Origin of the sequence: Caballeronia udeis, from assembly GCF_001544555.2 — a bacterium.
GTDB classification, from domain to species: domain Bacteria; phylum Pseudomonadota; class Gammaproteobacteria; order Burkholderiales; family Burkholderiaceae; genus Caballeronia; species Caballeronia udeis.
Genome location: NZ_FCOK02000075.1, coordinates 23,282 through 44,800, shown reverse-complemented (window position 1 = coordinate 44,800; position 21,519 = coordinate 23,282). Strand labels below are relative to the sequence as shown.

Sequence of the window (21,519 nt, the reverse complement as noted above, 5' to 3'; positions counted from 1 at the left end):
TTGCCGGGTGAAGGTAGTGATTTTCCCTAGGCGGTGTTCACATTTACGACTGGCCCAAACGCGCAGGCAAGCGATGCAAAGACGAGATAGCTCTCGGCAAGCTTGTCATATCGAGTGGAGACGCGGCGAAAATGCTTGATGCGATTGAAAAAACGTTCGACCAGGTTGCGTGTACGGTACAGCGCACGGTTGTAGCGTCGCTTTGTCTTGCGATTCGAACGCGGGGGAATCACGACCTTCGCACGGGTAGCCCGAATCCGTTGCACGAAGTGGTCAGCATCGTAGCCCTTGTCTGCGATCACCGCTCCGGTGCGCAGATGCTCGACCAGTTGCGCGGCGCACGAGATGTCGGCGACCTGTCCTTCAGTGACGATCAGCCGCAACGGGCGACCTTTCGAATCCACCGCCAGATGCAGTTTGGTGCTCAGTCCGCCTCGAGAACGTCCGAGCGCTTGCGGCCCGCTTTTTTTAAGGCCCCGGCTGAATGCTGGTGCGCTCGCACGATCGTCGAATCGATCAGGATGTGCTCGATTTCCGTCTCGCCTGCCAAAGCATTCGCCACCCGCGCCCACACACCCTTGCTTCGCCAGCGCGGGAAGATCGCGCCACGGACTGCCGGTTCGGGCAATCCATAGCACTGCTTCGAGGAACCAACGATTGTTGGATGCCGTTCGGCCACGGTCGCCTTCCTTGCCCGGCAGGATAACTTGGACTTTGTTCCATACTTCGTCGCTCAGTAACGTTCGTACCATCCTGTCTCGTAGCGCAAAAGACAGGATGTAAACACATTTTTTCAAATGTAAACAGACCCTAGCGTGCGAACTGGCCCGATTTACCGGTCCAAGGATGTCGGCGCGATGATGTAACCCGCAGTTCCGGGTATCGTGCGGTCAGAATCCGATCGCTGTTCAGACCAGCGGGGTGCGGTAGGCAGCTTGAATACATGCATTCGCATCAGGACCACCTGTGAGAGTCGCTGAGTGGGCCGGCGGCCCAATTCGTGGACAGTAGAACGAAGTAAAGCTGCCACAACTTCACGTATAAAAGTGACAACTGCGGTTAGTCGACGGCGCTATCAACGCCCCCTTTGAATTCATCAAGTTGGCGATTCGCGAAATGATTCGCGAAATATATGTGTCACCGCAAAAATCGCCCGACTGCACCACTCACGCAAATGACAGAAGGTGATAGACCCGTTCGAAGGCGAGACGCGGCCTCTTCGGCTGGGCATATGCCGACCCCGGAGGGAATCATCCATCACATCAGAGCCCTCCTTGCCATGGAGACCCGAATATCACCGACGCCGGCGCATGGACAGGATCCGGCGCACAAGTTAAACAGACCTTATGGGCAATTCCGCTACAACTTCTTGGTTAGTGGCTTGATGGGCTCTGGTCAGGGTCAAGATTACTCATTTACGTGGATGCGAACGGGCCGTTCTCCGTTGACGGCAGCCCCAGCAGGTCGCACACGAGGTTCACGGTCTTTTCGACTTCCGCGGGCGAACGCGGATCCAGGCCGGTCATCCGGCTGTACTCGTTCGCGAACACGATGCTGGTCGTGACAATGCCGATTACCGCATAGTGAAGGCGCCCGGGGTCTCCTGCGCGCACCACGCCCGCCTGCTGCCCCGCCTGAATCGCCCCAATTGAAATTTCGTAGTACGGACGGATATAGGTTTCGATCAGCCAGTTGAACCGGTCGCTGTTCGTCTGCCCTTCGAACGACAGCAACCGATGGAATTCCGGATGCTGCGCAGTGAACATGGCGAACGCATGAAACATCTCGCGCAACACGCTGGCAGGTTCTTCCGTGACCGCTTTCTCCGCCCAGTCCGCGACGCTTCGTTCCTGCATGCTTTCTTCGAAGATCGACATGACGACTGCGCGCCATAGCGCGTCTTTAGTCTTGAAGTGGTAGACGAGCAACTGATGCGTTTCGCCGGCGTGGCTGGCAATCTGCCGCAGGCTCGAGCCCTCGAAGCCCGAGGAGGCGAAGACCTGCAGGGCCGCGGCCAGGATGCGGGTGCGGCCGTCAGGCGCGTTGCCCGGTTTGGAAGGATTCATGCTGATGGCCTGCTGTGTCTGTAAAACGGGATAGTTGACTTTCCGAGTGGAAAGTATATCATCACCCTCACTTTCCGATCGGAAAGTCAATACGGAAAGTCCATGAATGAGGACGTGATGAAAAGAGTGATCATCGTAGGAGGCGGTTATGCGGGCGCGAATCTCGCGAGAGCGCTCGACTCGCGGGCCGAGGTTTGTTTAGTCGAGGCCCGTGATCATTTTGTTCATAACGTCGCGGCGATCCGCAGCGTGGTGGACCCGTCGCTGCTCGCGAAGATCGTGATCCCGTATGATCGTTTGCTGCGTCGCGGCCGGGTCCGGCAAGGTATTGTCGCGAACGCGTTCGACGGCGGCGTCATGCTGGCGGATGGCGCGACGATCGAGGGCGATATTGTGATTGTTGCGACCGGCTCGCACTATGCGAGGCCGTTCAAGCCGACCTTGCAAGGTGCGCGGGCGTTCGAGGACAGCGTAAAGGCAGCCAATGCGAGCCTGCTCGCGACAGATCGCGTAACGATTGTGGGCGGCGGCGCGGTGGGTGTCGAACTGGCCGGGGAGATCTCCACGGCGCATCCGCGCAAGCGTGTCACGCTTGTGTCCAGCGCATCCACCTTGATGCCCGGTTATTCGGCGAAGCTGGCCCGCTCGCTCGAAGCGCAACTGCGGGCCAAAGGTGTGGCCATCCATCTCAGCACGCGGGTCGAGTCGCTGGACGCGACCAACTCACCCTATCTCGGCACATTGCCGGGTATGCCTTACGCCGCCGAAAACCAGCTCATCTTCCCGGCCCTCGGCGCACGGCCTATCACAGCCATATTCCGCCACATGCCGGCCGCCTATTTCGACGCGCAAGGCCGCGTCAAAGTCGATGCATGGCTGCGGCCTGCGGGCGCGCAACGGCTCTTTGCACTTGGCGATGCCGCCGCCACGGGCGACCCCATGACGATCGTCGCCATCACCCGCCAAGTGCCGTGGCTCGCAAAAATCATTGCGGCCACGCTTGCAGGCGAATCGCCTAAATCGCTGCCTGCCTATGTTCCCTGGTCGTCACGCGGCATCCTGGTGCCGCTCGGTCCGCGCGACGGGGCGAGCATGCTGCCACTCATGCGCGACGGTGTGCTGGTCGGCAACTGGACCACCGCGTTGATCAAGGGCCGCGAATTGTTCATCCCCCGTTACCGGAAAGAATTTGGCTACGCGAGGAAGTGCGCATGAAAGTCCTGCAAGCCACCCACCCGAAGGCCGGCGCACAGTGGATCTCGCCCGCGCTATGGGTTTTCGCGGCCGCAAGCGTACTGTCCCATGTCGCGTCCGTGTTGATGCACTTGCCGACGGTTGTCGGCGGAGCAATGCTCGCGTTGTCGCTGCTCATGTTCGGTTTGCTGCACGGCGCATCAACCTACGGCTGGCGCGCGATCCTGTTCTTCATCGCGATCTGCCTGGGCTTCAGCAACGCCTTCGAGAATCTGAGCATCGTCACCGGCTTTCCGTTCGGCTCATATCATTACAGCGACACGATAGGCCCGAAACTGTTCCTCGTGCCACTGCTGATCGGTCCAGCGTACTTCGGTGTCGGCTATCTGTCATGGACACTCGCACGGGCGATCCTTGGCGATACCTCCGGCAGGCTGCGCGGCTCATTGGCGGTGCAAACGCCCGTCATCGCGAGCTTCATCATGGTGAGCTGGGACCTGACCATTGATCCAATGATGTCGACAATCACCGGCAACTGGATCTGGCATCACGGCGGCAGCTATTTCGGCGTACCGTTCGTCAACTTTCTCGGCTGGTATCTGACTGTCTACGTGTTCTTCCAGGTATTCGCACTCTATGCGCGGCGTCTGAAGGGCCCGCGTCCGGATATGGCGGGTTACTGGATCAAACCGCTGTTTGCCTATACGTCGATCATCGCCGCGCCTATCCTCAGCCTGCTGTTCGACACGCAGGCCGGAGGAGTGACCGATCCCTCCGGTGCGGTGTGGCAACTCCACGACATCAGAGCGGCGACTGCGCTCGTGGGCCTGTTTACCGTACTTCCGTTCTGGTTGCTGGCCGTATTCCGTTCGCTCGCACGTGTAGGGGAATAGGCGAGGCCGGCGCAACCCGAAGCTCTCATACGAGAAACCGACGACAGATCCCCCTCTATTTCGGATTCGATGCAGCCACGACGGCAAGTTTGATGCGATCGCTCGATTGCCTATCGCGCTTCACGCACCTCATGCGTCGGCGCTTTTCTCGCGTTCCACCACAGGCCGTCGCTGACCGGACGCGGGAGTGATCTGCAGCAGCACTGAGGCGCCGGCAAAGACAAGCCCAACACAGCACACGCCCGGCCAATGCCACATGCTCCACGCATAATTGCCAAGCGTCGCGCCGATCGCCCCGCCCGCAAAACGAATCGTCATATAAAGCGTGTTGGCGCGGCTCATCGCAGTGCTCCGAACCGCCAGGTTGCGCGCCATGTTCGAGACATGCGAGCTTTGCAGGCCGAGGTCGAGCAGGATTACGCCAACGATCAACCCGCCGATGCTCGCGCCTTTCCAGGCAAGCAGCCCATACGAGGCGATGAAGACGATGCTGGCCGCGAGAATGACACGACGTGGATCGTGAGCATCGGCCAGCTTGCCGACGGCATAGGACGCGCTGGCCCCGGCGACACCGACGAGCCCGAACAATCCGGCCGTCTCGCTGCCGTAACGTGGGTCGAGGCCGTGCAGGTGAAACGCGAGTGTCGTCCAGAACGCGCTGAATGCGGCAAACTGCAATGCCGCGATCGAAGCGGTCTGCCGTACCACGGGCTCCTCGCGCAGCAACGCAAACAGCGAACGCATCAACACGCCGTAGCTACCCGAGAAGGTCGGCTCGACGCGTGGAAGCACGCGCGCAAGCATGGCGGCAACGGCCACCATCGCGACTGCCGCGAAGGCGTAGACGGCGCGCCATCCGAAATATGCAGCGATCACGCCCGATACCGTGCGAGAGACGAGGATGCCGCAAAGCAGGCCCAACATCACGATTCCGACGGCCTTGCCGCGGCCCTGGGGTCCTGCAATCTGCGCCGCAAGAGGCGTGAGCAGTTGCGGTGCCACACTTGCCATGCCCGCGGCAAAGCTCGCCGCCACGGCCCAAGGCAGCGTGGGCGCCGCCGCCATCGCGACGAGCGCGACGACGGAGGCCGTCAACGTGAACGCGAAGAGCTTGCGAAGCTCGACCTTGTCGCCGAGCGGAATGAAGAAGAGCAGGCCCAGCGCATAACCAGCCTGCGCGGCGATGGAAACCACACCGGCCTGACCTTCAGTAACCCTGAACGTATGCGCGAAATCAACGAGCAGCGGCTGGTTGTAATAGTTATTGGCGACGACGAGTCCGGCTGCGAGTGCCATGAACCAGTAGATCGATTGCTTCATCTGCGCCCATCCTTTGCCCGAAATTTTCGAAGTGCTCGCACGCTCGAGCCCAAGCGTGGCGTGCGGGCTTTTGCGGTTTGCTCAAAGGGGAATGTAGACTATTCCCGGATTCGGGAGTACGGTCACAAAGCGGTAATGACTCTTCCGATTTAAGGAAAGGTGATCAATGGACCGGTTCGACGCAATGAATGTGTTTGTCCGAGTGGTGGAAGCCGGCAGTCTGTCTGCCGCCGCCCGTACGATTCCGATGTCGCTGACTTCGGTGAGTCGCCACTTGTCGGCGCTCGAGACGCGATTCGGCATGCAACTGCTGCGCCGCACGACACGGCACATTGCGCTGACGAACGAGGGGCGCCTCTTTTTCGAGCGCGCGAAGTCGATCCTCGCGGAGCTGGACGAAGTGGGCGCGTTGCTCAGCGCGGGCCGCAGCGATCCATCGGGCCGTTTGTGTATCGCTGCACCCACGCTGCTAGGCCGAACCGTCATCGCGCCGCTCCTGCCGCGCTTCCTTGCGCGCCACCCCGCAGTTTCGATCGAGCTGCTGCTGGTCGACCGCGCCGTGAATCTCGTCGAGGAGGACATCCACCTCGCGATTCGCGTGGGCCGCCTGCCTGATTCGGCGCTCGTGGCACGCAAGCTCGGTGAGGTGCGCATGATCGTTTGCGCCGCGCCGTCTTATATCGAGCGGCGCGGCGTGCCTTGCTCTCCTGATGAGCTGCGTCAGCACGACTGCCTCGTTTTCTCCGACCAGCCTGGCCCCGTCGATTGGCATTTCAAGTCCGCAGGCACTCGTCGTTCCGCACGCATTACAGGCCGCCTCCGGGCCAACGCGCTCGACGTGCTCGCGGCCGCGGCGATCGACGGTGCGGGTATCGTGCGCGCTCCATCGTGGCAAGTGGCGGACGACATTGAGCGTGGCCGGTTGCGGCGCATCCTTCAAGACTACGAACCAATGCATGCGCCCGTGAATGCGCTCTTCGAACATTCGCGGCGTACGTCGCCCTCTGTGCGGGCCTTCCTCGACTACCTGGTCGAATCGACGAAAACGGGCCCGCTCGCGAGCATATCCCGCTTCGGCGAAGCGCTTGGTGCGGCTAACGAGTGATGCCGCATTACGCCGGGCGCCTATGCAACATGTTCGTCTGCGATTCTTAGCTCCCAAGCTTTCGCACCCTGAGCCCGTGCCAGCGCCAACGCTTGTTCCAAAATTAACGACCGTGGCGCTCGCCGGGATGACTTCTTCTCCGATAGCGTCCGAGACTTGACCCTCATAAGCTCAGGGGCGTTCCAAAGCTGTCCGGCGGCGTCGCCTGCCAGTCGGGCATCAATGAGACCGGCGGCTTCTCGCGTATGTCCCTGCTCCAGCATTGCGTTAGCAAAGTCAGCCAGGAATACGGAATAAGCTGGATCAAACCTATGGGCTTGCAGCGTCTCCAGTGTCGATCGAAGCTCCATGAAAGAGACAGCTTTGGGGTCCTGGAATACTTTCGCCCAAAGTGAAAAAGCCGAACCGTAGAGTCCCCAAAAGTTCAGACCGTGATTTCCTGCCGCTTGACTAAGCTGCTGCGATGCGCGGGCGACTTCTTCTACATCTCCCGAAAGTGCCGCCACGGTACAGCTTCCTTCCGCAAGGGCACAACATAGGGTGCAGGCATGATCCAGTGCCATAGCTTCGTCGATCGCTACCTGGGCAGCCCGTCGAGCTTTCGTCGTGTTCCCCATTACACCCAGAATGCGAGAAAGAAAAGCCCAGCCTGCTACGCGCTGGTCCATTCCAAATCTGAAATGGGACCCATGACGTTCGTCGCGCGTATAGCTGTCGAGCATGGCTTCAATTTCAATCACAGCTTGAGTGTGATTACCCAAAAAATGATGAGATGTACCGATCAGACGACGCGCTGTCAGAAGCGCCGCTTGATCGCGATGCCTCAGGGCTAAATCTGCCATGCTTTTCCCGTGCCGCAGTGCCTGTGCGTAGCAACCGCTACGGAGATGATAAAGCCATAGACCGTATTCAGCCTGCAGTTGCGTTTCCTTGTCGTCCAGTCGGAGCGCGAGATCGCTGGCCCTAGTCCAAGCCCGCTCATTAGCCGGAACCGGTCCGCGTGACCAAGTCAGCGAAGTGGCCAGTGCGGCCTGAATCATCATCTCCTGGTGCTCTTCAACGGGAGGAACTTTCGTTTCTTCCAGTACGTTCGTCATCCGCTGGCGACACTCGTCGTGGAGTGATAGTTGTATCCAGAATGGGGCGGAGTTCGCGAGGATGCGCAGTCCCAGGGCACGGCGCTTACTATCTAACAATGACCAGTCAAGAGCGGCCCTGATATCGTCAATGTGGTGTTCGTATTGTCGCTTCCATTGTGTCGTGGGGAGCGACATCCAATCCTGTTGGGCTTGAGAAACCAATTGCTCAACAAAGCGGGCATGCTTTTCAGTCATGGCCGCCGTACGGTCCGCAAGCTGCTCCAACGCGTACGCCCGCAGCATGGTCAGATAGCGATAGCGTATCGGCTGGGTTCCGGCCTGCAACGTGATGAGCGACTTTTCAACGAGGCTGCAAAGAACATCAACCAAGCGAGTGGAGCTTTCCAGCTTGGTGGATACCATGGGTTCCGCGGCAGCGAACGTGAAATCGCCGGGGAAAATGGCCAGTTCCTGGAACACCGTTTGTTCTACGGAATCGAGTAACCGGTAACTCCACTGCAGAGCGTCACCTAGCGTCCGATGGCGCCCCGGGGTCTGGCGTTTCCGCGCTGCAAGCAATCCGGATGAAACAGCCAAATCCTCGGTGACCGCTGCAAGACCCAGCGACGGCACGCGCGCTGCGGCGATCTCCAATGCCAGTGGAACTCCGTCGAGCGCTCTGCATAACGTGGTGACCTGCCCTACGTTCTCTTCCGTAAGCGCGAAATGATAGTCCGCGGAAGTGACACGACGGACGAACAGTTCAACCGCACTATAGTTTCTTGCGTTTGCTACGTCGACGATGCCTGGGGGTAACGCGAGAGGATTGAGCCGGTATACCTGCTCACCGTCCAGCCCCAATGGGGTCTGGCTGGTGAGCAGCACGCTCAGTCGAGGATCTGCTTCCAGTAGCCGCTCAAGGGCCGCTGCACACGCCGACGTCACATGTTCACAGTTATCAACGACCAGTAGTGCCCTTCCCGGGTGTGACGCCAACGGTGCGCTTGTTCCTACCAGCCCCGCCAACACGCTCGAAATGGCTGGCGATACTGAGGCCGCGCTTAGTTGTGACAAGTCGGCGAAGTAAACCCCATCGGGAAAATAGGGGCTGGATTCTGACGCGGCCTCTATCGCCAGGCGAGTCTTACCTATGCCGGCAGGGCCTGTGAGCGTACATAGCGTTCGGATAGCCAACAGCCGGTTTAATTCCAGTAGCTCCTCAACGCGGCCGATCAGAGGAGACCGCGGACTCGGCAGGCCGACGCGTGCGTGAGGTGAGCCTATGGACGACGTTACAGCCCGATGCGCCTGCACTGAACCTGTAAAACGATAGCCCCTGCCAAACTCCGTCGCAATCAGGTCGCGATCGTCCCCCAGTATTTTTCGCAGCGACGAGATCTGCGCCTGCAGGCTGTTTTCTTCGATGACTCCCTTCGACCATATGCGGGAAAGAAGCGAATCTTTGGAGACTACCTCGCCTGCCGTACTGATAAGTTGGACCAGCACGTCCAACGCACGCTCACCTACGTCTAGCCGTACACCGTCTTTCAATAACAGCTGCAGACGTGGGAAAAGCTGATAGCGGCCGAAAGCAACCATATCGTCGTCGCGGGAGTCAGGACTTTGCGACAGCCTTTCATGGCGGGGCTTTGTACCTGTAGGCATTTTTTATGTCACACAGCAAGAGTGCGGGATCAACAGGAATTTCAGACGTCTGAAATTGTAGGCCAAAGACTTCTCCTGTGCACGACGTCACCATGAAGGTCCCTGTTCCTCATCGTGAGTCTGGACATGTCACAAAATACGGCTGGTAGAAAATCTCCAGCGGGGTCCGCCGCTCTTGAAGCACCTGCTCTTGAAGCACCTGCATTAACACGTCACCTGGATACTGCACTGCTGATGGTGATGGCGGTTGCCTGCGGTGTCTTTGTCGCCAATATTTACTATAACCAGCCGATCCTGGAACTATTGCAACAGGCTTTCCCGCGAGCGGTTGGCCTGGTCAATCTGGTTCCGACGGCTACACAGTTGGGTTTCGCCTGCGGCCTGTTTTTTCTGGTCCCTCTGGGAGACCGGATTGATCGCAGAAAATTGATTCTTTGCCAAGGCGCAGTGTTGATCGTGGCATTGGTGTGCCTTGCTGCAGCCCCAAATGCCGGGTTGCTGGTAATCGCTTCAGCGGTAGTCGGTATTTCAGGATCCGTTACCCAACAAATCGTTCCGTTCGCGGCAGAACTGGCCGCATCCGGCCGCCGGGGCCAGGTCGTCGGTACAGTGATGAGCGGCGTGCTTTGCGGAATTCTGCTGGGCAGGGCGGTCGGCGGATTTGCCGGCGATCATTGGGGCTGGCGTGCCACGTTTTGGCTAGGGGCTGCGATGACCGTCGTCATCTGGTTGATGTTGCTATTCAAACTCCCGCACAGCGAACCCAAGACAAACCACAGCTACCTTCGTCTCATGAAGTCGCTCGTGGAGTTGTGGCGAGAAGAGCGGTCACTGCGTCGTGCAACCTGTATTCAAGCCGCGCTGTTCGGTTCCTTTATTGCACTATGGACAATTCTGGCATTGCGCCTGCACGAGGCCTTCGGTTTTGGGGCTGATGTGGCAGGTCTCATGGGGATAGTGGGTGCAGCCGGGATTCTGATTGCCCCACTTGCCGGCCGGGTCGCTGATACTCGCGGACCCCATGCCGTTATCGGGCTTGGTTCCCTGATCATGCTGTTGTCATACGCGGTTCTGGGCATTTGGGGCAGCCTCGTTGGCCTGATTGTCGGCATCATCCTGCTGGACTTCGGTGAGCAGTCGGCTCTCATCTCCAACCAACATGTGGTCTACGCTCTTCGACCGGAGGCAAGAAGCCGGCTCAACACGCTATTCATGACCGGCATGTTTTTAGGCGGCGCCGCGGGTTCTTGGGGAGCAAGTATCAGTTGGCGACTGGGTGGATGGCAGGCGGCGTGCATATTCGGCGGCGCATTGGCATTGCTCGGATTCGTTCTCCATTTCTCGGGGAGACTGGCTGCTTACGGCACCACCAGGAGTTGAAACGTCGACGGTGGCCGAAAGCCTGAGGCGATCGTGCAGAGCGGCCATCAATCCTTGTCGATCTCGAGATTCAGGTGCGAAAAGGCAGGTACGATCCCTATCCCTGCTTACCCGCGCGCTCCGCGTACGCGAGCGGATGATCCATCGCGTCCTCGTAGCGCCCAGCTAACGCGTCGATGGCGGCTTGGGAAGTGGTGACGTAAGCGCCAGGAATGAGGCCGGCCGGCCTTTAGCCGCGCGGCGTTAGCGGCCAGGCCAAGGCAACGGAGATCCGGCACCTAGTGCGCGGGCTCAGGTTGCCGGATTGGATGCGATGAGCGCTTGGTTTTGTAGGCTTTGCGAAGGTACGCACACAGGGGCTTTTCAATCCACAGGAAACTGAAAATCGATACGGCCGTTAGCACCAGCAAGAATCCCAGGAATGGGGCGGGAGCCGTGGCGACGCTCGGAAACAGCATCTTCGCGTATCTGAAAAGCGGCACATGCAGTATGTAAAACGCAAAGCTCGCCTCCCCGAGCAGCACCATGGTCTTACTCCCAAGCCAGCCGCTAAGCGGCCCTTTCGCGCGTGCCAGGAAATAGAGGAGCAGGATAAACGCGGGGAACAGCAACGCCTTGGCTAACACATGATTCGCCAGCACGATGACTGCAACTGCTGCAACCAAAGCCGCAAAAGCGGCCACATCGAAGATAAAGGATTTGGCCATGCCCTGGCTCAGGTAAAGACGCGCCATGCATATGCCGGCGATAAACTCGCCTATTCGAAGCACCGGTGTGAAGTTGACCAGTTCTCGCAACCAGTACGCCTGTCCCAATGACGCTGGCAGGAACGAAAGCGTCAACGTGGGGATGACCGAAAACAACCAGCATGCCCCGATCAGACTTAACAACACGCCTACGCTGCGATTTTTCAGGAACGCAAACAGGAAGGGAAACGACGCGTAGAAAACCGCTTCCGCGGAGAGCGACCATCCAGGCGTGTTCCACGCATTAGCGGTGGCGGGCGTCCACGCTTGCAACAGCGCGAGGGAAATCACGCCATAAAATGCCAGCCGCGCGTATAGGCCCGTCGAGTGTCCATGCAAGGCCGCAAGATTCGAATACACCAGCGGTGCAAATACGATCCAGCCTAACAAATAGATTGGGTATATTTTTGCGAACCGGGAAAAATAGAACTGTCGTACGGCAGGCGCCTCTGCCCCGCTCATTTCCGGATGGGTGTAGGTGAGAATAAACCCCGAAAGAATGAAGAATAGTTCGACGGGATCGCCCGAATTATCGTAGAAATAAAATGGCGAAATCCCTAACGACGCTGCAATATCCGGCGACAGGTGATACAGCGCTACGCTTAACGCTGCCAGGAAGCGAACGCCGGTTAGCGCGGGAATGACTGGCCTTCTTGCAACTATTGTCATCGTTCATTGGGTTCGCCGCGTGCCCCAGCGCGCCTGGCGGCCTTATGGTGCACGTTAAAAAAATGGAAAATTAATGCGGATTGGCGGATTTTCCGGAAAATAAAACGCTTAAGAGGCAGTGCACGTTATGTCCGGGGGAAACGCACGTGCGCTTATGTAAAGGGGACCAGTGATTAAACTGGCCCTTGGGAACGGCGTCTTTGTCGGCGGATTCGGGCACCTAGAAACTGTGCCGCAATCCCGCCATGACGCCGAGTTGCCCCGCGCCCGCGGCAGGCGTCGTGCCGCCGCCACCCTGACTCACCGTATACGCGGCTTTCGCGCTGTTCGCCAGATACGCGCCCTGCAGATACACAGCCGTACTCTTCGACAGGAAATAGGTCGTGCGCAACACCTCGATCGTGCCCCGCGTGTCGTCCTGCTGGTTGACGATCCGGTAGATACCGCCATCCACGAGGAACGCTGGCGTAACCGGATACGCAGCCGTCAAGTAAAACTGGTCGGACCTCACGTTGGGCGTCGCAGCCGAAACGGTCTCCACCCGTCGGCCCAGCCAGCCGCCGCCAATCTTCAGTTTGCCGATCGCTCCGTAGCCGTTCAACTGCATGCGGATATCCTTGTCGCCCGGGTTGGTCAACCCGAACGTGGGCGTACCGTCGAACAGGTTCGCCGATGCCCCCGGGCCGCCGCGTTGTTCGTCGTAAGCTGCGGCAGCGCCGAAACCGCTCCCGTCATACCGCAGCATGGCGGACCACTCGCGGCAGGTTTGGGGGCTGCCCGGCACCGAGCCCACACATGTGCCCTGCCCCGGTGAATTTCCGGTACCGGCCGAATCACGTCCGAAGGAATAGGTCGCACCCGCCGTCAGGCCCCCGAAGGTTCCCTTGTAGACAACCGTGTTGTCGCTGCGCGCGCTGGGCAGATACTGGTCGAAGGAACCCGTGCCGCCATAAATATCCGGGCCGAGCAGATCGGAATCAAGGATGGCCCAGTAAGTCATGGTGTACTGACGCCCGAACGTCAGGCTGCCATACGGTCCTGTGAAACCGACCAGCGCTTGCCTGCCGAACAGGCGGCCGCCCTGGTTCAGCGTTCCGGCTTTCGTGTTGAAGCCGCTCTCCAACGTGAAGATGGCCGACCATCCGCCGCCAAGGTCCTCGTTGCCGCGTATGCCCCATCGCGACGGCAGTTCTCCTGTCACGCCGGGCATCCGTACCACGCTGTCGCCCGATGCATCGGCATGGGTGACGAACTCGACACCCGTATCGATAATCCCGTACAACGTCACGTTGCTTTGCGCGAAAGACGCGGTCGCGCTGATGCCGAGAAGTGCTCCTGCCAATGCCGTTTTGTATTTCATGATCTCCGGGTCCCCTGACCTGCGCTTTGAAATGCAGGTTGAATGGTCTTGTTCCGACGACAGTCAAGCGCGTTGCGCACTTGACCCTCCTGGTTTCAATCGTCTCGTTTCGAACTTCGCGCTCATTAATTGATAGGTATGCTAATTTATTAAAATTCTTATAGATCCGAATCCCGCCACTTGACCTGTTAAGTCAGGGGCGTGCGGGGATGAGGATCACTCAACCCCGATTGGAAGATTCCATGAAAGTATGTCCAGCGTCCTACCGGATCGCCCTGGGTATGTGTCGCCGAACGAGCGCAAGCGCAATCAACACCACCGTCATTGCCGCTCCCAGCATCAGGAGGTACGACGACGCGCCGCCGGCGGTGATGACCGCGGCGCCGGCGAACGCGCTGACAATCGCGCCTATCCGCCCGAATGCCAGCGCCGAAGCCGTTCCGGTCGCACGCACCCCTGTCGGGTACACATAGGCGCAAAGCGCATACATGGTGGACTGCACCGCGTTGACGAACAGGCCGTGCGTAAAGAGTCCGAACATCAGCACGCTAACGTGCCGGGAGACGTCCACGGTCAACAGCAGCCACGCGCTGGCGGCGGCGCCGAAGCAACAGACGATCAGCGGCCAGCGCGAACCGAATCGTGCGATGGTGACCGCACACGCCAGCGCCCCGATCGCACCGCCGAGGTTGTAGGCCGTCAACCCGTAGCCTGCTAACTGCACCGACAAACCCTCGTTGGTCAGCATGGTCGGCAGCCAGCTAAACGCGGCATAGACAGCCAGCAAGCACATGAAGAACGCACACCAGATCGCCACGGTGTCCAGCGCGCGACCGTCCTTGAACAGCGCGGTGAACCCCACATGCTTTTCTGAATCACGCTCGCGTATGTCGGTGAAGCGCGCATCTTTCGCGACAGGGCGCGACATGCGGCCCAACAGCGCCACCAGTTCTGCCCAGCGATGCGGGCGACGCGACAGGAAGCGTGGAGACTCAGGCAGCGCGAACAGCAGCAGCACGGCAAGTACCAGCGGCAGCACGCCGCCCATCAAAAACAGAGCACGCCAGCCATAAGCCGGCAGGATCACGCTGGCGAACAGCCCGGCGACCATGCCACCAAGAGGAACGCAAAGGATCGTGACGGTGACCGCGACGGTGCGCAAGCGCGCCGGCGTATATTCCGCCGTCAATGTGGTGGACGTCGGCAACGCTCCGCCTATTCCCAGTCCCGCGATGAAACGCAGCGCAGCAATCACCACAAGGTTCGGGGCGAGGCTGATCGCGCAGGTCGCAATGCCGAAGACCAGCACGCTCCCGATCACCGCCCAGCGCCGGCCAAAACGATCCGCGAACAAACCGGCGCAGGCGCTGCCTATTCCCATGCCGATCAGTCCCGCGGCAACCACCGGCGCAAACGCGTTGCGCGCTATACCCCACTCCTTGATCAACACGGGAATGGCAAAACCGATCAACTGGCTGTCGAAACCGTCGACAATGATCGATAGCGCCGCCAGCAGCACAATGAGTTTCTGGAACGTAGTGAACGGACCGTCGTCGAGCACGCTCCCAATGTCCACGGTCTTGCTCGTGTCCTGCAACTCCATCGCCTGATCGGGTTCCGTCAGCGCGGACCCCGTAAACACAGCGGGAGGGACGTAGCTGGGCATATGACTGTCTCCTGTTCATGCGTGGGCTTTCCCCGCGCATCTTTATTTTCTTCAGCAAATTATGTAAGTGCGGCTCGCTCTTTTGATATTGCCGATTAGCGTAAAAGTCATGACCTTCCTGCATGACCTTATCGACGTGCTACGGATTTTTATCAATATGCCCAGGACTCTTTATCATTTAGACAACTGCATGCGCACACACCAAAGTTCTGCCCATAAGTCAGAACGGGTAATGACGCGGCGTCGTCTGCACGGTAATCCAGCGCAGATCGGTGAACTCCGCAATACCCGCCTTGCCGCCAAAGTGACCGAATCCGCTGCCCTTTACGCCGCCAAAGGGCATCTGCGCTTCGTCGTGTACCGTCGGACCGTTGATGTGACAGATGCCCGACTCAATGCGCCGGGCGACATTCATCGCGCGTGCGACATCACGGCTGAACACCGCTGAAGACAAGCCAAATTCATTGTCGTTGGCGCAGGCAATAGCCTCTTCGTCGCCATCCACGCGCACGATCCCTTTGACCGGTCCGAACGACTCGTCGTGATAGATCCGCATGTCAGCGCTTACGTGATCCAGCAACGTGGCCGGCATCAACGTGCTGTCTGCCTTGCCTCCGCATAGCAGCGTTGCGCCTTTCGCGAGCGCATCGTCAATCAATGCATTGCATCGCGCAACCGTGCTCATGTCGACAACCGAGCCGAGCACAACCGGCCCGTTGCGCGGATCGCCCAATGGCAGTTCGACCGCCCGGGAGGCGAGCCGCTTGACGAACGCGTCGGCCACCTTGCGATCCACGACGATACGTTCCGTCGACATGCAAATTTGCCCCGAGTTGGCGAACGCACCGAACACGGCAGCGTCGACAGCGGCATCGAGATCAGCATCGTCCAGCACGAGCAACGGCGCCTTGCCGCCCAGTTCCAGGACCACTGGTTTGAGGTACTTCGCGCAGCTTGCAGCAATCACCTTGCCGACCCGGGTCGAGCCCGTGAAGTTGACGCGGCGCACTTTCGGGTGAGCAATCATGGCCTCAACAATCGGGCCGACGTCCGCGGGAGCGTTCGTCACGAAGTTCACCACGCCGGCGGGGAGCCCCGCCTCCTGCAGCGCCTCGACGATCAGGCCGTGGGTTGCCGGACATATCTCCGACCCCTTGAGGACCACCGTGTTGCCGCACGCGAGCGGCAGCGCGATAGCGCGAACCGCAAGGATCACCGGCGCATTCCACGGCGCGATGCCGAGCACGACGCCCGCTGGTTGCCGCACGCCCATTGCGAGGCTGCCGGGTACGTCCGAGGGAATCACTTCGCCGGAGATCTGCGTGGTAAGCGCGGCGGCCTCCATGAGCCCGGAAGCGGCCAGATGCACGTTAAACCCGGCCCAGATAGCCGACGCCCCGGTTTCCGCCGCCATGGCGGCCACGAAGTCGGCGTGCTTTCCTTCAAGGGCCTGCGCGGCACGCATCAACAAAGTGCGGCGCTCACTCGGCCCAAGCGCAGACCACGCGGGGAAGGCAGTGCCTGCAGCGTCTACCGCGGCCAGCGCGTCATCCGCTGAGGCCGCCGGAGCACGCGTGGCAACTTCGCCGTCCAGCGGATTCCTGCGCTCGAAGGTCGCGCCGTTGCTAGCTTGTACCGCCTCGCCGTTGATCAGCATGGCAATGGTTTTCATTGTCTGTCTCCTGATGATTTTATGTAAGCAGGGATCACTGCGTCACAGGCGCTAAGCCACGATGACTTCAACAAGCATCGGCCCGTCGGTGTGCAACGCTTCGTTCAATACGTCCTTCAGCCGGGCGGCCTCCCTGACCGCAACGCCGCGGCATCCCATGCCGGCCGCCAGCGTGACGAAGTCGAGACCGGGGAGATCGGTTCCCTGTACCGGATCTGTTGGTGCGAAGCCGAACACCGGCGCGAAGTCCTGTAACGCCGCATATCGGGAATTGTTAAGGATGACGAAGATGACAGGCAGGCTAAGCTGCACCGCGCTCCATATCGCCTGGATCGAGTACATGCTGGAGCCGTCGCCGATCAGCGCGATTACGCGGGTGCCGGGCTTGGCAAGCGCGACGCCCACCGCTGCGGGCATGCCGTATCCCAGCCCGCCGCTTTCCATGGTCAGGAACGTGCCGCTGCGGGTGAACGGCAGATATTCCTGCATCACCGGCCGCGCACTCGGCGCTTCTTCAACCACGACATCCGCCGGGTTGCGTATTTCGGCAAGCGTCTGAAGTACGAATGCCACCGACATCAGCGGAGAAGCCTCAGCGCGTGGAGGAGCACCGCGAGGCGCCGGCAGCGGACGCGTCCTGGGTGCGGGCCGCGCCAGCAAGTCCGTGACGCCCAGCCTGATATTGCCAACCGTTGCGGTACCCGACGGGGTCCAGGCAGCCACGCCGGGGTCATCGACAAGCTGGAATAGTTGCGCGCCCGGCGGAACGTGCGGACCGCTGCCTTCAACGTGATAGGTGAACGCGGGAGCACCGAGCACGCAGATGAGATCATGGCCGCCGAGTATCTCGACGATCTTCTCGCGCATGGCGGGAAGGAAACCGGCGAATAGCCGATGATCTTCCGGAAAGCTGCAGCGTCCGGACATGGGCGCAACAAAAACGCGTGCCTGATGACGCTCCGCGAGGCGCACCACTTCGTCCACCGCGCCTGCGCGGTCCACGCCGCCACCTACAACCAACGCCGGCCGCGCGCATAGATCGAGTGCGTCACCCATGCGCGCCAGCATGACCGGATCGGGGCGCATCACCGTGCTGACATCGCTTGGCGGCACGTAGTCCGCCGGCTGGTCCCAGTCATCGGCAGGAATGGAGACGAACACGGGGCCGCGCGGCTCCTGCATCGCAATGTGATAAGCGCGCGCGATTGCCAGCGGCACATCGGCGGCGCGCGCCGGTTCGATGCTCCATTTCACATAGGGTTTGGGCAACTCGGTTGCGTGCGTTGACGCGAGGAACGGATCGAATGGAAGAATCGAACGGGCCTGTTGCCCGGCGGTGACGACAATCGGCGTGCGGTTGCGAAACGCCGTGAAAATATTGCCCATTGCGTTGCCGACACCCGCTGCCGAATGCAAATTCACGAGCGTTGCGTTGCCGGTTGCCTGCGCATAACCGTCGGCCATGCCGACTACAACGGCTTCCTGAAGCCCGAGCACGTAGCGAAAATCAGTGGGGAAATCACGGAACATCGGTAGCTCTGTCGACCCCGGATTCGCGAATACCGAGGTCATTCCCACGCGTCGCATGAAATCGATCACGGCGTCGCGGACCGTGATGCGGGCGGGTTGAGTACGGTCTGAAACAGACTGCTGCGGGGTACTGCCTGTCATGCAATTGCCTCCTGAAAATCCTGCGAGTGAGCGCTTTATCCGTCGCCAGATTATCCAAGCCGGCGCACATCATGAATATTGCCTTTTTAGGAGGAAGGCATTACGTTTGTGCATGACTTTTAGCCATGGCGACCCTGGCGGCAGCGGGTATTGTGCTTGCTGTTTCTCAACAGAGATGAGGCGGAGAACCGCCGCAACGCCATCGGAATGCCGCCACACTTGTTACTCCCAATCTCCGCTTTCCGGTGCCAGACTTTTCTCAGGCCAACAACGATCGATGACTGGCGAATAGCGTCGCGCTTCAGCCTCGAGGCGCGGGAATTCGCCCACACTGGGAGAGAGCAAAAGCCATGACCACATCAACTGAGAACGGACGGAAAGACGGACAGCCTGCCATGCACACGCCACCGGTCGTGTCGCCGCAAGCGTGGGAGGCGGCCCGCGAGCAATTGCTCGTGAAGGAAAAGGCGCGGACCCGCGAGCGTGACGCACTCGCCGCCGAGCGCCGGCGAATGCCGTGGATGGCCGTGGAGACGGCGTATGCATTCGAAGGGCCCGCGGGCAAGGCCAGCCTGCTCGATCTGTTCGACGGCCGGCGTCAGCTGATCGTCTACCGCGCCTTCTTCGAGCCGGGTGTGTTCGGCTGGCCCGAGCACGCGTGCCGGGGCTGCTCCATGGTGGCCGACCAGGTGGCGCACGTCGCCCACCTGAACGCCCGTGACACCACCCTCGTCTTCGTCTCGCGTGCGCCTCAGGCGGACATCGTACGGCTGAAGGCACGGATGGGCTGGGAGATACCGTGGTTCACCCTCACTGACAGTTTCGACGCCGACTTCGGCGTGGACGAGTGGCACGGCACGAACGTGTTCTACCGCGACGGCGACCACGTGTTCCGTACTTACTTCATCAACAATCGCGGCGACGAGCAGATGGGGAACACCTGGAACTACCTCGACATCACGCCGCTGGGCCGGCAGGAGGTCTGGGAAGACTCGCCCGAGGGTTATCCCCAGAGCCAGACCTACAAGTGGTGGAACTGGCACGACAACTACGTCGCAGACGCGGCGCCCGACAAGAAGTGGGTCGAGGTGTCGGACGCTGGAGAAGCGGCGTTCCGGAACCAGGACGCGAGCGCAAAGCCATGAGCGAGGCTTGATCCGCTGGATCCGCTATGACACGGCGCACCGAACGCTCCATCCACCACGCTGAGCCCATGCGGAGCCGGCGACCGTTCACGCCACGAGGGCACCGGCGCTCGGAGGATCGATCATCGTATCGGCATCGCAGTGCAGGGCGTAGAGCAGGCCAGGCGGGTTATGGAGCCGCGCCACGAATTCCTGGCGCAGGTCCAGAAACGTCTCGCCGAGCGGCTTGCCGGATAGCGGGATCTCCGTCGGGGCCTCGAGGCGGAAATCCTTGAGCGTGATCGGCTTGTTGGTGAGGACCAGACTCGACGCATCCAGGCCGCCTGGTTGATTCAATCCGTATGCAATCGCATGACAGTAAAAATAGAGGATCTGGTCGGGCGTCGCCACGTTGTTGACGTCGTTGAGCACATCCGCACGAGTCAGGCGCGTGGTCACGCCGAGATTCGTTTTTCGCCAGAACGCCTGCTGCGTCCTGACATATCCCTGCGAAAACTGAGCGTCGATCGTTTCATTGAAGTTCACGCTGAGACGCTTTGCCTGGCTGAAGCGCGATCAGGACTCTTTGCGGCGTGTTACGACACACCTGCAGTGCAGCGGCACATGCCTGCCATAGAACATCCCTATGTCTTGCCTTTAGGGAAATGGCTTCATCGCTATTAAGTGCCGGTTCATCATTAAGATCGCAAGCCGCTGTTAGTATCAGCGAAACGGCTTCCAACGCATCCTGTTGCAAATTCAACGCAACAAAAAGCGACTCGGGATCGCGGGAAAATTTATCGATATTCATGGCAAGATCCCGTTAGCCGATAGTACAGCGCAGGAGGCGTGAGACGTCCCTGGTCGTGTGGTGGTCAACTCGAGCGACCCCGGTGCAATTGAAAGTTCAACGCGCTGCACCACGTCGACTGAGCACGTGCTTCTCCAGCAACTGTGTCCCACTAGCCTGCGCTCAATGGCAGCTTGTCAAGTTACAGCATGCACTTCCCTTCTGCAGATGCGCGACTCCATGCAAAGATCCAGCGCCTCATCCCAGTCTGGCGCCATTACACCGAACGTCTTGAATAATTTCTGATTTGATAGCCGCGAGTTGGCAGGCCGCGTTGCAGGGGTCGGATAAGATTCCGTCGTGGTCGGCTTAAGCTGGGGCTTTCGCCGCAACGTTGATCGCTCGAAGATTGCCTCGGCAAAGCCATACCATGAGGTTGAACCTGAAGCCGTCAGGTGATAGATGCCAGAGTCCTGCCCCCACCAGTCCATGTCCCCGGCGAGCACCTCTGACAACACATTCGACGTCAGCGCCGAAATCGTGTTCGACCAGGTGGGCGCGCCAATCTGATCGGACACAATACTTAGCTCATCTCGCTCCGCACCCAACCGCAGCATGGTCTGGAGGAAGTTCTTTCCTCGTGCCCCGTACACCCAGCTGGTTCGAAAGATGAGATGCGCACATCCCGACGCGGCAATCGCCTGTTCACCGGCCAGTTTGCTCCTGCCGTAAGCGTTCTGCGGATTGACAGGATCGTCTTCTACGTAAGTACCGTCTTTTGTTCCATCGAAGACATAGTCGGTAGAGTAATGAACCAGTAGCGCGCCAAGGCGTTTTGCCTCATTCGCCAACACCTCCGGCGCATGCGCGTTCAATTGCATGGCTGCATCCGGCTCGCTCTCGGCCCGGTCGACCGCTGTATGTGCCGCCGGGTTCACAATCAAAGCGGGTCTCACATCGCGCACGACCTGTCGTACCTGGTCGAGGTCGGCAAGATCAAGGCTGCCTCGATCAAACGCCACAATGCGGCCGAGGCCCTGGAGACTGCGCTCCAGCTCAAACCCGACCTGACCGTTTACACCAGTCAGTAAAATCGTGTGTTGCCCGCGATTATTCATT

At 59.9% G+C, this 21,519-nt stretch carries 16 protein-coding genes and 1 pseudogene; 5 read left to right on the top strand and 12 right to left on the bottom strand.

Features of this window, described 5'->3' with window-relative positions; genetic code table 11:
- Positions 1–26 precede the first annotated feature (26 nt).
- Together AWB69_RS47285 and AWB69_RS35885 are read right to left on the bottom strand one after the other, a co-directional pair.
- A pseudogene (locus tag AWB69_RS47285) lies at positions 27–752 on the bottom strand (IS5 family transposase).
- Between the two features lie 663 nt (positions 753–1,415).
- Complete coding sequence (locus AWB69_RS35885; protein ID WP_062091539.1) at positions 1,416–2,066, bottom strand: TetR/AcrR family transcriptional regulator; 651 nt, start codon at positions 2,064–2,066, stop codon at positions 1,416–1,418.
- A gap of 117 nt (positions 2,067–2,183) precedes the next feature.
- Here AWB69_RS35885 and AWB69_RS35880 point away from each other — a divergent pair, with 117 nt between their 5' ends.
- Positions 2,184–3,281: an NAD(P)/FAD-dependent oxidoreductase gene (locus AWB69_RS35880; protein WP_197500391.1), complete on the top strand. Its 1,098-nt coding sequence runs from the start codon at positions 2,184–2,186 to the stop codon at positions 3,279–3,281.
- On the top strand, positions 3,278–4,153 hold the full coding sequence (locus tag AWB69_RS35875; protein ID WP_062091537.1) for a carotenoid biosynthesis protein: 876 nt from the start codon (positions 3,278–3,280) through the stop codon (positions 4,151–4,153). The genes AWB69_RS35880 and AWB69_RS35875 overlap by 4 nt, the downstream gene beginning before the upstream one ends.
- Positions 4,154–4,282: 129 nt before the next feature.
- Here AWB69_RS35875 and AWB69_RS35870 read toward each other — a convergent pair whose 3' ends face one another.
- Complete coding sequence (locus AWB69_RS35870) at positions 4,283–5,473, bottom strand: MFS transporter (protein ID WP_062091536.1); 1,191 nt, start codon at positions 5,471–5,473, stop codon at positions 4,283–4,285.
- 166 nt (positions 5,474–5,639) lie between these two features.
- Here AWB69_RS35870 and AWB69_RS35865 point away from each other — a divergent pair, with 166 nt between their 5' ends.
- Positions 5,640–6,578, top strand: a complete 939-nt coding sequence (locus tag AWB69_RS35865; protein WP_062091535.1) for a LysR family transcriptional regulator — start codon at positions 5,640–5,642, stop codon at positions 6,576–6,578.
- Positions 6,579–6,598: 20 nt separating this feature from the next.
- On the opposite strand, the gene AWB69_RS35860 is transcribed toward AWB69_RS35865, so the two are convergent.
- Positions 6,599–9,322 carry an ATP-binding protein gene (locus AWB69_RS35860; protein WP_082913740.1) on the bottom strand — a complete coding sequence of 908 codons (2,724 nt, stop codon included), beginning with the start codon at positions 9,320–9,322 and terminating at the stop codon, positions 6,599–6,601.
- A gap of 126 nt (positions 9,323–9,448) precedes the next feature.
- Between AWB69_RS35860 and AWB69_RS35855 the strand changes: the two genes are divergently transcribed.
- Complete coding sequence (locus tag AWB69_RS35855; RefSeq protein ID WP_075644051.1) at positions 9,449–10,702, top strand: MFS transporter; 1,254 nt, start codon at positions 9,449–9,451, stop codon at positions 10,700–10,702.
- Positions 10,703–10,980: 278 nt separating this feature from the next.
- Here AWB69_RS35855 and AWB69_RS35850 read toward each other — a convergent pair whose 3' ends face one another.
- The 5 genes from AWB69_RS35850 to mdlC form a co-directional block, all read right to left on the bottom strand.
- Positions 10,981–12,117: an acyltransferase family protein gene (locus tag AWB69_RS35850; protein ID WP_062091532.1), complete on the bottom strand. Its 1,137-nt coding sequence runs from the start codon at positions 12,115–12,117 to the stop codon at positions 10,981–10,983.
- Positions 12,118–12,337: 220 nt separating this feature from the next.
- Positions 12,338–13,477 carry a porin gene (locus AWB69_RS35845; RefSeq protein WP_062091531.1) on the bottom strand — a complete coding sequence of 380 codons (1,140 nt, stop codon included), beginning with the start codon at positions 13,475–13,477 and terminating at the stop codon, positions 12,338–12,340.
- Between the two features lie 262 nt (positions 13,478–13,739).
- Complete coding sequence (locus AWB69_RS35840) at positions 13,740–15,080, bottom strand: MFS transporter (RefSeq protein ID WP_062091547.1); 1,341 nt, start codon at positions 15,078–15,080, stop codon at positions 13,740–13,742.
- 283 nt (positions 15,081–15,363) lie between these two features.
- Complete coding sequence (locus AWB69_RS35835; RefSeq protein WP_062091530.1) at positions 15,364–16,815, bottom strand: aldehyde dehydrogenase; 1,452 nt, start codon at positions 16,813–16,815, stop codon at positions 15,364–15,366.
- Positions 16,816–16,866: 51 nt separating this feature from the next.
- Positions 16,867–18,486, bottom strand: a complete 1,620-nt coding sequence (gene mdlC / locus AWB69_RS35830; RefSeq protein ID WP_062091529.1) for a benzoylformate decarboxylase — start codon at positions 18,484–18,486, stop codon at positions 16,867–16,869.
- A gap of 350 nt (positions 18,487–18,836) precedes the next feature.
- Here mdlC and AWB69_RS35825 point away from each other — a divergent pair, with 350 nt between their 5' ends.
- Positions 18,837–19,631: a DUF899 domain-containing protein gene (locus tag AWB69_RS35825; protein WP_062091528.1), complete on the top strand. Its 795-nt coding sequence runs from the start codon at positions 18,837–18,839 to the stop codon at positions 19,629–19,631.
- An 87-nt stretch (positions 19,632–19,718) separates the two neighbouring features.
- On the opposite strand, the gene AWB69_RS35820 is transcribed toward AWB69_RS35825, so the two are convergent.
- From AWB69_RS35820 to rfbD, 3 genes are all read right to left on the bottom strand, one after another.
- Positions 19,719–20,156, bottom strand: a complete 438-nt coding sequence (locus AWB69_RS35820) for a hypothetical protein (RefSeq protein WP_062091527.1) — start codon at positions 20,154–20,156, stop codon at positions 19,719–19,721.
- Positions 20,143–20,421 carry a hypothetical protein gene (locus tag AWB69_RS48210; protein ID WP_156529080.1) on the bottom strand — a complete coding sequence of 93 codons (279 nt, stop codon included), beginning with the start codon at positions 20,419–20,421 and terminating at the stop codon, positions 20,143–20,145. The genes AWB69_RS35820 and AWB69_RS48210 overlap by 14 nt, the downstream gene beginning before the upstream one ends.
- 176 nt (positions 20,422–20,597) lie before the next feature.
- Positions 20,598–21,518: a dTDP-4-dehydrorhamnose reductase gene (rfbD, locus tag AWB69_RS35815; protein WP_062091526.1), complete on the bottom strand. Its 921-nt coding sequence runs from the start codon at positions 21,516–21,518 to the stop codon at positions 20,598–20,600.
- Between the last annotated feature and the right edge of the window lies 1 nt (position 21,519).

Coding starts and splice junctions, on each gene's coding strand:
- rfbD (WP_062091526.1), bottom strand. CDS start 21,518: ATGAATAATCGCGGGCAACACACGATTTTACTGACTGGTGTAAACGGT.
- AWB69_RS35840 (WP_062091547.1), bottom strand. CDS start 15,080: ATGGAGTTGCAGGACACGAGCAAGACCGTGGACATTGGGAGCGTGCTC.
- AWB69_RS35870 (WP_062091536.1), bottom strand. CDS start 5,473: ATGAAGCAATCGATCTACTGGTTCATGGCACTCGCAGCCGGACTCGTC.
- mdlC (WP_062091529.1), bottom strand. CDS start 18,486: ATGACAGGCAGTACCCCGCAGCAGTCTGTTTCAGACCGTACTCAACCC.
- AWB69_RS35855 (WP_075644051.1), top strand. CDS start 9,449: ATGTCACAAAATACGGCTGGTAGAAAATCTCCAGCGGGGTCCGCCGCT.
- AWB69_RS35860 (WP_082913740.1), bottom strand. CDS start 9,322: ATGCCTACAGGTACAAAGCCCCGCCATGAAAGGCTGTCGCAAAGTCCT.
- AWB69_RS35885 (WP_062091539.1), bottom strand. CDS start 2,066: ATGAATCCTTCCAAACCGGGCAACGCGCCTGACGGCCGCACCCGCATC.
- AWB69_RS35835 (WP_062091530.1), bottom strand. CDS start 16,815: ATGAAAACCATTGCCATGCTGATCAACGGCGAGGCGGTACAAGCTAGC.
- AWB69_RS35865 (WP_062091535.1), top strand. CDS start 5,640: ATGGACCGGTTCGACGCAATGAATGTGTTTGTCCGAGTGGTGGAAGCC.
- AWB69_RS35880 (WP_197500391.1), top strand. CDS start 2,184: ATGAAAAGAGTGATCATCGTAGGAGGCGGTTATGCGGGCGCGAATCTC.
- AWB69_RS35825 (WP_062091528.1), top strand. CDS start 18,837: ATGACCACATCAACTGAGAACGGACGGAAAGACGGACAGCCTGCCATG.
- AWB69_RS35875 (WP_062091537.1), top strand. CDS start 3,278: ATGAAAGTCCTGCAAGCCACCCACCCGAAGGCCGGCGCACAGTGGATC.
- AWB69_RS35850 (WP_062091532.1), bottom strand. CDS start 12,117: ATGACAATAGTTGCAAGAAGGCCAGTCATTCCCGCGCTAACCGGCGTT.
- AWB69_RS35845 (WP_062091531.1), bottom strand. CDS start 13,477: ATGAAATACAAAACGGCATTGGCAGGAGCACTTCTCGGCATCAGCGCG.
- AWB69_RS48210 (WP_156529080.1), bottom strand. CDS start 20,421: ATGAATATCGATAAATTTTCCCGCGATCCCGAGTCGCTTTTTGTTGCG.